The organism is uncultured Anaerotruncus sp., from assembly GCF_902490045.1.
Lineage (GTDB): Bacteria > Bacillota > Clostridia > Oscillospirales > Ruminococcaceae > Anaerotruncus.
The window spans coordinates 1-10,037 of sequence record NZ_CABUCJ010000087.1 but is presented as its reverse complement, the minus strand read 5'-3'; the positions used below and the strand labels follow the sequence as shown (position 1 = coordinate 10,037).

11 protein-coding genes and 1 pseudogene are annotated in these 10,037 nt (G+C 62.9%); 6 read left to right on the top strand and 6 right to left on the bottom strand.

Annotated features, from left to right (window positions below; translation table 11 throughout):
• The 6 genes and pseudogenes from RDM88_RS09360 to rpmH form a co-directional block, all read right to left on the bottom strand.
• Positions 1-454: pseudogene (locus tag RDM88_RS09360) on the bottom strand (tRNA uridine-5-carboxymethylaminomethyl(34) synthesis GTPase MnmE); the annotation flags it as partial.
• 96 nt (positions 455-550) lie between these two features.
• Positions 551-1,816 carry an RNA-binding cell elongation regulator Jag/EloR gene (gene jag / locus RDM88_RS09355; RefSeq protein ID WP_308754583.1) on the bottom strand — a complete coding sequence of 422 codons (1,266 nt, stop codon included), beginning with the start codon at positions 1,814-1,816 and terminating at the stop codon, positions 551-553.
• A 54-nt stretch (positions 1,817-1,870) separates the two neighbouring features.
• Entirely contained in the window at positions 1,871-2,938 is a 1,068-nt protein-coding gene (gene yidC, locus RDM88_RS09350; protein WP_308754582.1) for a membrane protein insertase YidC, read from the bottom strand.
• A gap of 5 nt (positions 2,939-2,943) precedes the next feature.
• Positions 2,944-3,195, bottom strand: a complete 252-nt coding sequence (yidD, locus tag RDM88_RS09345; protein WP_308754584.1) for a membrane protein insertion efficiency factor YidD — start codon at positions 3,193-3,195, stop codon at positions 2,944-2,946.
• Positions 3,189-3,524 (bottom strand): ribonuclease P protein component, encoded by a 336-nt coding sequence (gene rnpA, locus RDM88_RS09340; RefSeq protein ID WP_101553138.1) that lies wholly within the window; start codon positions 3,522-3,524, stop codon positions 3,189-3,191. The genes yidD and rnpA overlap by 7 nt, the downstream gene beginning before the upstream one ends.
• Positions 3,525-3,701: 177 nt before the next feature.
• On the bottom strand, positions 3,702-3,836 hold the full coding sequence (rpmH, locus tag RDM88_RS09335; RefSeq protein WP_066455760.1) for a 50S ribosomal protein L34: 135 nt from the start codon (positions 3,834-3,836) through the stop codon (positions 3,702-3,704).
• A 367-nt stretch (positions 3,837-4,203) separates the two neighbouring features.
• On the opposite strand from rpmH, the gene dnaA reads away from it, so the two are divergent.
• From dnaA to RDM88_RS09305, 6 genes are all read left to right on the top strand, one after another.
• Positions 4,204-5,532 carry a chromosomal replication initiator protein DnaA gene (gene dnaA / locus RDM88_RS09330; RefSeq protein ID WP_308754581.1) on the top strand — a complete coding sequence of 443 codons (1,329 nt, stop codon included), beginning with the start codon at positions 4,204-4,206 and terminating at the stop codon, positions 5,530-5,532.
• Between the two features lie 363 nt (positions 5,533-5,895).
• A complete protein-coding gene (gene dnaN / locus RDM88_RS09325; protein WP_308754580.1) occupies positions 5,896-6,999 on the top strand; it encodes a DNA polymerase III subunit beta in 1,104 nt (367 codons plus the stop codon).
• Between the two features lie 22 nt (positions 7,000-7,021).
• Complete coding sequence (locus RDM88_RS09320) at positions 7,022-7,225, top strand: RNA-binding S4 domain-containing protein (RefSeq protein WP_308754579.1); 204 nt, start codon at positions 7,022-7,024, stop codon at positions 7,223-7,225.
• Between the two features lie 3 nt (positions 7,226-7,228).
• Positions 7,229-8,341 carry a DNA replication/repair protein RecF gene (recF, locus tag RDM88_RS09315; protein ID WP_308754578.1) on the top strand — a complete coding sequence of 371 codons (1,113 nt, stop codon included), beginning with the start codon at positions 7,229-7,231 and terminating at the stop codon, positions 8,339-8,341.
• A gap of 13 nt (positions 8,342-8,354) precedes the next feature.
• Positions 8,355-8,636, top strand: coding sequence for an extracellular matrix regulator RemB (gene remB, locus RDM88_RS09310; protein ID WP_101553132.1), 282 nt, complete (start codon positions 8,355-8,357; stop codon positions 8,634-8,636).
• A gap of 93 nt (positions 8,637-8,729) precedes the next feature.
• The coding region (locus tag RDM88_RS09305) for an ATP-binding protein (protein WP_374045442.1) at positions 8,730-10,037 on the top strand (1,308 nt) is incomplete at its 3' end.

The following is a 10,037-nucleotide window of genomic DNA, read 5'->3' as shown; positions in this document are numbered from 1 at the left end:
CGCTCAGCGCGGCGCGCGCCGCCTGCCGCCCCTCGGCGGAGATGAGGTCGGCGACCGCCTCCGCCTGCGTCAGATCGAGCTTGCCGTTCAAAAAGGCGCGCCGGGTAAACTCCCCCGCGAGCGCGAGGCGGGCGCCGGCCGCGGCGCAGGCGCGCAGAAGCCGGTTGACGAGGTAAACGCCGCCGTGAACGGCGATTTCAACGACCTCCTCCCCCGTGAAGCTCCTCGGCGCGCGAAAGCGGGTGACGACCGCCTCATCGATCTCCCCATCCGCGTCCCACGCCCGTCCATAGGCGCAGGTATATCCCCTCATCCCGGCCACGGTCTTTTCCCCGGCCAGCCGGACCACCCGGTCCGCGACCACGGCCGCCTCGGATCCGGAGAGGCGCACCACGCCGATGCCGCCGGTTCCAAACGGCGTCGCTACCGCCGCGATCGTATCAATGCTCTGCATCCTTCCTCCTCCCGGCCGTCGGCCTCCCTGAAAAAATGGTCGGAACGTGCAAGCGAGGAGGTTTCACGTGAAACCTCCTCGCAGTCACAATCGGTGTTACAGGTCGATCTTGCCGTAGAGCGGCAGATCCTCTTCGACGCGGGCGGCGGGACGCGCGGGTTCGCTGCGCGTCTGCGCGGCCTGCCCGTCGGAGTCGGGCTTCACATAGTGCTCGGGCTCCCGCTCGAGCTCCTTCATGTATTCCCTGTCGACGTCGGTCGGGGTCGGCTTGACGCTCTCGCGCGGCGCGCCGTCCCGGCGCGGGCCGCGGTCGCTGCGGAACCCGTCCCTGCGGGGCGGCCTGTCCCCTCCGCGGCGGTCGTCGCGCGGACGGTCGTCACGGGGCCTGTCGTCACGCGGACGACCCTCGCCGGGCCGTCCGTCCCTGCGGGGAGGGCGGCTTCCGCCCGCGCCGCCCGGGCGCGGGCCGCGGCCCTTCCCGCCCCGCTGCTGCGGGCGCGGATTGGTCGGGGAAATGACCACACGGCGGTTGGGCTCCTCCCCGATGGAGGAGGAGGTCACGCCCTCGATCCCCGAAACGGTCGAGTGGATGATGCGGCGCTCATAGGGGTTCATCGGCTCGAGTGTCGACGGCCTCCCATAGCGGACCGCGGAGGCGGAGAGCTTGCGCGCGAGCTGCTGGAGCGTGCGCTCCCGCTTTTCACGGTAGTTGCCCGAATCGATCGTCACGCGCATGTAGTCGCCCTCCTGGCGGTTGGCGACCAGCCCGGAGAGGTACTGCAGCGCGTCGAGCGTCTCGCCGCGGCGCCCGATGATGACGCCCAGCCCCTCGCCCGACAGGCGCATGACAATGCCGTTGTCGGTGAACGCCACGGAGATTTCCGCCGCCACGCCCATCTCGGCCAGCACCGACTTGACATAGTCGGCGGCGGTGCGCGCCTTGCCCTCGAGCGTGTCCGCGGAGACGAACTCCAGCGGCGGCTGCGGCTCGGCGGGCTCGGGCTTTGCTTCCGGTTTCGGCTCCGCGGCCTGCGCCGGCTTATCCTCCGCCCTGGGGGCGGGTTTCTCCGCGCGGGGCTCCTGTTTCTTGGGCTCCCTGCGGGGTTCCTGCCGCTGCTGTTTTCCAGTATTTTCCTTTTTATCCGAGCGCTCGGCCCGCTCCTCCCGCCGTTTGGGGGCGGGCGCCTCGGGCTCCTCGATGAATACGCGCACCTTGGCAGGGGTGTTGCGCAGGCCCAAAAAGCCGCGCTTGGGCAGGGTGATGATTTCAAAATCTATCGCGTCGCGCTCGACGCCCAGTTCCTGGCAGGCGAGGTCGAGGGCCTCCTCGACGCCGCGCGCTTCCTTAATGACTTCACGCATGGCTTATTTACACCTCCGTGATGATTTGCCGCATGATCGGGCGGCAAGTCCTGTTTACGCCTTCAGGTCGTCGTCGGTTACTTCCACGTAAACTTCTCCGTATTTCTCGGCGTCGCGCTTTCTGGCCTCGGCCAGCTTGATGCGGTTGATCTCCTTCTGGGAGAGCGCGGCGTCGATGTCCTTTTCGCCGCGTTCGCGCGCGCGCTTTTTGGCCTCGATTTTGGCCTGGCGTTCGGCTTCCTTCTTGGCCTCATATTCCACCCGGGCCTGCTCCGCGAGCTTCACGGGATTCATATAGCGGTTGAGCAGGAAGGTCTGCAGCGCCATGAGCAGGTTGGAGATGACCCAGTAAACGCCCAGGCCGGCGGGAACCACAAAGGAGATCCACGCGGACATCAGCGGCATCATGAGCATCATGCCCTTGGACATGCCGGCGGCAGCGGCGTTGTCCCCCGCGGCGGCCGAGGTCTGGCGCATCGAGACCCACGATACGAGCACAGAGGTCAGGAAGGAGAGGATCGGGATGAGCAGCAGGATGTTGAGCGCGAAGGTCGGCTGCTGGGTCAGGTCGATGGGGCCGATGGTGAGGTCGAGCGACTGCACCTTCTGCACGAAATCCCCCAGGCCGGAAAAGGCGTCGGGGTTCTGGTTGACCGCGTCGATGATGCGGATCTGGCGGGAGTAGTCCTTTGCGAGGTTCGCGTTGTTGAGGAGCCCCGCCGCGATCTCGGTCGCACTCTCAATGGTCGGGCCGGCCACCCGGAGCAGGTGGGTCAGCGGCCGCTGGATGACGTCGTAAAGACCGAAGAGGATGGGCATCTGGATCGCCATCGGGAGACAGCCCGACATCGGGTTGTAGTTCTCCTCCTGGTAGAGCTTCATCATCTCTTCGTTCATTTTTTCCTTGTTGTTGGCGTACTTCTTCTGGATTTCCTCCATGCGGGGCTTGAAGATCTGCATCTTCACCATCGACTTCTGCTGCTTGATCGAAAGCGGGACCAGGCAGGCGCGCACGATAATGGTAAAGAGCAGCAGGGCGACGCCGTAGATGGGGATCATCTTGAAGCAGGCCCACATTACCCAGCCGAGCGGGTAACCGAATACGGAATATAGCCAAGCCATCTATTCTAGTTCCTCTCTTTTTGATTTCGAAATGAAAAGGTCTCGGGGACGGGATCGATCCCGCCCGGGTGAAACGGATGGCACTTTAAAATCCGCCTCAGCGCGAGATAGCCGCCGCGCAGCGCGCCGAAGCGCTCGACGGCGGTGTAGGCATAGGCCGAACAGGTCGGATAGAAGCGGCAGGTGGGTTTTCCCTTGAGGGGGGACAGCAGCCGCTGGTAGAGCCTGATCAGGAAGAGCAGCAGCCGTTTCATGATTTTTTGCCCAGCTTCTCAATGACCGACCGCATCGCCCGCATGACCTCCTGCGTGGAGGCGAACACCGTTTTGGTGCGGGCGACAAAGACGTAGTCGTTCCCGACGGGGAACTGCGGCTCCAGCAGGCGGTAGGCCTCCTTGAGGACCCGCCGCGCGCGGTTGCGCCTGACCGCCTTGCCGATCTTCTTGGTGGCGGTCAGCCCGATGCGGTTGATGCCTTTGTGGTTTTTGAGGACGTAGACCACAACTACAGGAGTGGTAAAGGCACGGCCCCGATAGTAGGCTCTGCGGAATTCCTTGTTGAGCGTCAGGGTTTCGGTGTGGAGCATGATCTTCCTCCAAACATGCAGCGGGACCCCTCCGGCCCGCGGCCGCCTGATAAAAATAAAGACCACAACGCGAGCTGTGGCCGTCTATTTTCCGATGCAAACATCGCGGCGCCGCGAAAGTGGCTGCCGGGGAAGGCGTCCCGCCGCCCCGCGCGAAGCGCGGGGAACAGACCGGGATCAGTGGGTCAGGCGGGCCCTGCCCTTTGCCCTCCTGCGGGCAAGCACCTTGCGGCCGTTCTTGGTCGCCATACGTTTGCGGAAACCGTGTTCTTTTTTCCTCTGGAGCTTTTTCGGCTGATAGGTCCGAAGCATTGTCAACCCTCCTCTCCTGCGGTCGATTCCATATCCTGCGCCCGCGGCGTGAGGCCGCGTGCACGGGGAATTCTTTTTTACCTTGCAGATAAGCATTATACCGCACTTTGCGGCGGTTTGTCAAGGCATGGCCCCGCATTTGCCAAATTCCTCCGCCGGCGGCTCTCTCGTGGGGATAGAAATCGCGTCCCCACTACTATATAAATATGTAGATTCTGCCGTATGTGGAATACTTGAAAGAACGCCCGTTTTGTGGTATGATTAAAAAGTTACAGGCTCTGTTGAAAAACGGTGGATTTTCTCCTTTTTCACACAGTCCCGTCCCGGTTTGCACCGGTTCTCCACACTCACCAAAGGAGCTGTTCCCATGGAATCATTCGCCGACCTGTTCCCTCTCGTGCTCGACCACTGCAAAGGGAAAATCTCCGACGTGGCCTTCAACCTCTGGCTCAAGGACATCGTCCCGGTCAGGCTCGTTGAGTCGACCGCTTATTTAAAGGTAAACTCCGAGTTCAAGATGAACATCGTCAAGGAGAAGTACACCGCGATCCTTCGGACCGCCTTCGAGGAGGTCCTCGGCTTCGAGGTCGCCCTCGACGTCTCCTGCGACAGCCCCGCGGCCGGACAGGCCTCCTCCGTCGAGCCGCTGCCCGCCGACGCGGATAGCTCTGTGAGCGGCGGGGAGTACGACTACACCTTCGACACCTTCATCGTCGGCTCCTCCAACAAGTTCGCGCACGCGGCCTCCCTCGCAGTCGCGGCCAACCCCGCCAACGCCTACAACCCCCTCTTCATCTACGGCGGCTCCGGCCTGGGCAAGACCCACCTGCTCCACGCGATCTGCACCGAAATCCGCAGGAACAAGCCCGACTGCAACATCATTTACGTCAAGGGCGACGAATTTGCCAACGACATCATCACCGCCATCCGCGACCAGAACACCGCCGCCTTCCGCGAGCGGTACCGCAAGGCGGACGTGCTGCTCGTCGACGACATCCAGTTCATCGGCGGAAAGGAGAGCACGCAGGAGGAATTTTTCCACACCTTCAATACCCTCTACGAGGCGGGCAAGCAGATCGTCCTCGCGTCCGACCGGCCCCCCAAGGAGATCAAGACACTGGAGGACAGGCTCCGTACCCGCTTTGAATGGGGGCTGCTCGCCGACATCCAGGCGCCCGACTACGAGACGCGCATTGCGATCATCCGCCGCAAGGCGCAGCTGCTCGACATCCAGATTCCCGACGACGTGGCCGAATACATCGCCAACCGTCTCAAGACGAACATCCGCCAGCTCGAGGGCGCCGTCAAGAAGCTCAAGGCCTACAAGCTCCTGCAGGGCACCAACCCGTCGATCGTCATCGCCCAGAACGCGATCCGCGACATCCTCAACGACAACCAGCCGGTGCCCGTGACGGTCGAACGGATCATATCGGAGGTCGGGCGCACCTACGGCATCTCGCCGCAGGACATCCGTTCCAACAAGCGCAGCGCGCAGATCTCCTCCGCGCGGCAGATCTCCATCTATATCGTGCGCGAGATCACCCAGATGTCGATGTCCACCATCGGCGAGGAGTTTGGCGGGCGCGACCACAGCACGATCGTCTACGCGATCCAGCAGGTCGAAAAGAACATGGCGAACGACCTGCGCTATAAGGAGACGATCGAGGACATCGTCAAGAATATCCGCGACAGCTGAGTTTCGGCGGCAATTTTTCCACTTTCCACATTTCACATCTGCCAAATCCGGTGGAAGATTTTTGAGACCTTCCACGATTTCCACAAAGTTTTCCACATTTTCTCTACTTTCCGCCCTGTTTTTCCACGCGCGGGTGGAAACGGCTTCCGTCTCTTCCCTTTTCCACCGATCCCTTCCCCGGTTCTCCGGGCGCCCGCGCCCCCGCAAAACAGCCGGACATCCGCCTTTCCGGGCCGTCTCCACTTTTGCGCGGCCCCTACTACTACGGCTATTTTCTTTTACTCTCTCTATCCAAATCAGGAACCGTTTTCCCGCTGTGGAAAAACCCACCGCGGATTCTTCTATCATCTAGGAGGTGCTTTGATGAACGTCATCTGTGACAAACAGCTTCTCGTGGAAGCGGTGGGCAACGTCTCCCGCGCGGTCTCCGCGAAAAACACCCTCGCGGCGCTCGAAGGCGTGCTGCTGCGCGCGCAGGAGGGGCGTCTTTACCTGACCGGCTACGACCTCGAGCTTGCGATCTCCACGGCGATCGAGGCGAAGGTCCTTTCCCCGGGCGAGATCGTCCTCTCGGCGCGGATTTTCCTCGATATGATCCGCAGGATGCCCAGCGAGACGATCAGCATCACCTCGGATGAAAAGATGCTGACGCTGATTAAAGGTTCCCTCACCGAGTACACCATCCTCGGCATCCCCGCGTCGGAATACCCCGAGCTGCCGGCGGTCAACCAGACCACCGAGATCAGCCTGCCGCAGGCGTCGCTCAAAAACATGATCAACCAGACCCTCTTCGCGGTGGCGGTGAGCGACAGCAAGCCGGTCCACACCGGTTCCCTCTTCGACATCAAGGGAGGGGAGCTGAACGTCGTGTCGGTGGACGGCTACCGGCTCGCCCTGCGGCGGGAGAAGGTCGCTTTCGACAGCGACTTCTCCTTCATCGTCCCCGGGAAATCCCTCTCGGAGGTGGCGAAGCTCCTCAGGGACGAGGAGGGCGACATTGAAATCGCCGTCTCAAAACGACATATTATCTTCAAGGCCGGGAGTTATAATGTAATATCCAGGCTGTTGGAGGGAGAATTCCTCGATTACCGGGCGGCCATCCCCGCGGGCGGGCAGACGACCGTCAAGATCAGCACGCGCGAACTGATCGCTTCCATCGACCGCGCCTCCCTGCTCATCTCAGACAACATTAAAAGCCCCCTGCGGCTCAAATTCGAGGGCGGCGTGATCAAGATTTCCTGCTCGACGGCCATCGGCAAGGCGTACGACGAGATCACCTGCCAGCAGGCGGGCGACGACGTGGAGATCGGCTTCAACAGCCGCTACATGCTCGACGCGCTCAAGGCGAGCGAATGCGACGAAATCCAGCTGCTCATCAACGGGGCGCTCTCCCCGATCAAGCTCGTCCCGCTCGAGGGGGACAGCTTCACCTTCCTCGTGCTGCCGGTGCGGCTGAAATCCGAATGACCGGCGGAAGGGTGACAGGTTTATGAAGATCACGATCAGGCCCCCCTTTATTAAATTGGACGCGCTTTTGAAATTCTCCGGCGCGGCCGAAACCGGCGGGCAGGCCAAGGAGCTTGTCGCCGCCGGGAAGGTGAAGGTCAACGGGGAAGCCTGCGCCATGCGGGGCAAAAAGATCTTCCCCGGCGACGTCGTAACCGCCGGAGATACCGAAATTGAGGTAGTGTAGCAGGTGAAGATCAACCGCATCCGGATCAGCGATTTCCGAAATATCGCCGCGCTCGAGCTGGAGCTTTCGGACGGCGCGAACGTCGTCTATGGCGACAACGGGCAGGGCAAGACCAACTTTGTCGAGGCCGTCTGGCTCTTCACGGGGGCCAAGAGCTTCCGGGGGGCGAAGGACGGGCAGCTTGTCCGTTTCGGCGCGCCGCAGGCCGGGCTGGAGATGGAGTTTTTCGCCGCGGGCCGCGACCAGCACGCCCGCGTGACCATCGAGGGAAGGCGCGGCGCGGCGCTCAACGAGATTCCGCTCAAATCCGCCGCCGAGCTGGCGGGACATTTCTGCGCGGTGGTCTTTTCGCCCTCCCACCTTTCCCTCATCAAAAACGGCCCGCTCGAAAAGCGGAAGTTCATCGACACGTCGATCTGCCAGATCAAGCCCAAATATATCCACATCCTGGGCCAGTATACCCGCGTGCTCGACCAGCGCAACCGCCTGCTCAAGGATATTGCGTATGAGACGAGCCTCTTCGATACGCTGGATATCTGGGACGCGCGGCTCGCCTCCTTCGCGGCGGTGCTCATCAAGACGCGCGCCTCCTTCCTCGACCGCCTCTCCCCCTTCGCCCGGGAGACCTATGCGGGTATTTCCGGGGAAAAGGAGGCGCTCGGGCTGGAATACCAGTCGTCGCTCCGCTGCGACACGGCGCTTTCGATCCCGGAGATCGAGGGGCAGGTGCTCGAAGACCTGCGCGCCCACCGGGGGGAGGACATCCGCAGCCGGGTGACCGGGCTGGGGCCCCACCGGGACGATATCGCGGTCACCCTCGACGGCAACAGCGCGCGGGTGTTCGGCTCGCAGGGGCAGCAGCGCTCCTGCGTGCTCGCCCTCAAGATGGCCGAGTGCGAGCTCATCCGGGAGACGATCGGCGAATATCCCGTCGTGCTGCTCGACGATGTGATGAGCGAGCTGGACGCGGCGCGCCGCGACTACCTGCTCAATCACCTGAGCGGGCGGCAGCTCATCATGACCTGCTGCGACAGAGCGGATTTCAAGCACCTGACGAGCGGCGTCAGCGTCAAACTGGAGGGCGGGCGCGTCCTCACGACCAGGAAATACGAGTAAAGGGGCGGGGATTATGTACCTGCATCTCGGACAGGACACGGTGGTTCGCACCGATGAGATCATCGGCATCTTCGATCTGGAAAACACCTCGATCTCAAAGATCACCAAGGAGTTCCTCGCCAGGTCGGAGAAGGGCGGGCTCGTCGTGAACGTCTCCTATGAGCTGCCGAAATCCTTTGTCATCTGCGGCAGGGGGCGCCGGGACCCGAAGGTCTACATCACGCAGATCTCCTCCGCGACCCTCAAAAAGCGGGCGGGCTTCGTGGACGGGCTGGCGAACATCGAACACGGATAAAAGGCCGGAAACGGCTTTACCGGATAAAATCGCCCGATCGGGCGGACACAAAGGCCCGCACGGGGCCGAAAGGAGCGGTTACAATTGGATACAGTGGACAACAACCCGGCGGGAATCCCGTCCGAGGAACAGAATTACGACTCCTCGCAGATTCAGGTGCTCGAGGGGCTTGAAGCGGTACGCAAGCGGCCCGGCATGTACATCGGGTCGACGGGTCCGCGCGGTCTGCACCACCTGGTCTACGAGATCGTCGACAACTCGATTGACGAGGCGCTCGCGGGCTATTGCTCGATGATCGAGGTGGACCTGCTTCCCGGCGAGATCATTAAGGTTTCGGACAACGGCCGCGGAATCCCCGTCGGCACCCAGAGCCAGACCGGCCTGCCCGCCGTCACCGTCGTCTTCACCATCCTGCACGCGGGCGGCAAGTTCGGCGGCAGCGGCTACAAGGTGTCGGGCGGCCTGCACGGCGTGGGCGCCTCGGTCGTCAACGCCCTGTCCGAATGGCTCGAGGTCGAGGTGTGCGACGGCGAGCACCGCTACTACCAGCGGTTCGAGCGCGGCAAGGAGTGCGCGCCCCTCGCGATTACCGGCGACACCGACCAGAAGGGCACCCAGGTGGCCTTCCGGGCGGACCCGGAGATCTTCGAGGAGGTCCTGTACGACTACGACACCCTGCTGCGCCGCCTGCGCGAGCAGGCGTTCCTCAACGCGGGGGTCTATATCGTCCTGCGCGACCAGCGCGGGACCGAACCGGTGGAGGAGCACCTCCACTATGAGGGCGGCATCCGCAGCTTCGTCGAGCACATCCACCAGCAGAAGGGCGTCGAACCGCTGCACGACGAGGTCATCTACCTCGCGGCGCGGGAGGGGGACAACACCGCCGAGGTGGCGCTGCAGTATAACGACAGCTACACCGAGCTGCTGCTCTCCTTTGCGAACAACATCCACACGACCGACGGCGGGGCGCACGAGGTCGGGTTCAAGGCGGCGCTCACCCGCGTGATCAACGACTACGCCCGCCGCTACAACATCCTCAAGGACAACGACGAGAACCTCAAGGGGGAGGACGTCCGCGAGGGGCTGACCGCGATCGTCTCGGTCAAGCTGACCGACGCGCAGTTCGAGGGCCAGACCAAGGCGAAGCTCGGCAACACGGCGGCGCGCACCCTGGTGGACACCCTCGTCTACGACAAGCTGACCACCTATTTTGAGGAGAACCCGGCGGTCGCCCGCACGATCATCGAGAAATCGCTGGGCGCCTCCCGGGCGCGCGAGGCCGCGCGCAGGGCGCGCGAGGTCGCCCGCCGCAAATCGGTGCTCGAGACCGCGTCGCTGCCCGGCAAGCTGGCCGACTGCTCCCAGCGGGGGCGCGACGGCACCGAGATCTACATCGTCGAG

Coding starts and splice junctions, on each gene's coding strand:
- jag (WP_308754583.1), bottom strand. CDS start 1,816: ATGCGTGAAGTCATTAAGGAAGCGCGCGGCGTCGAGGAGGCCCTCGAC.
- yidC (WP_308754582.1), bottom strand. CDS start 2,938: ATGGCTTGGCTATATTCCGTATTCGGTTACCCGCTCGGCTGGGTAATG.
- rnpA (WP_101553138.1), bottom strand. CDS start 3,524: ATGCTCCACACCGAAACCCTGACGCTCAACAAGGAATTCCGCAGAGCC.
- rpmH (WP_066455760.1), bottom strand. CDS start 3,836: ATGCTTCGGACCTATCAGCCGAAAAAGCTCCAGAGGAAAAAAGAACAC.
- dnaA (WP_308754581.1), top strand. CDS start 4,204: ATGGAATCATTCGCCGACCTGTTCCCTCTCGTGCTCGACCACTGCAAA.
- dnaN (WP_308754580.1), top strand. CDS start 5,896: ATGAACGTCATCTGTGACAAACAGCTTCTCGTGGAAGCGGTGGGCAAC.
- RDM88_RS09320 (WP_308754579.1), top strand. CDS start 7,022: ATGAAGATCACGATCAGGCCCCCCTTTATTAAATTGGACGCGCTTTTG.
- remB (WP_101553132.1), top strand. CDS start 8,355: ATGTACCTGCATCTCGGACAGGACACGGTGGTTCGCACCGATGAGATC.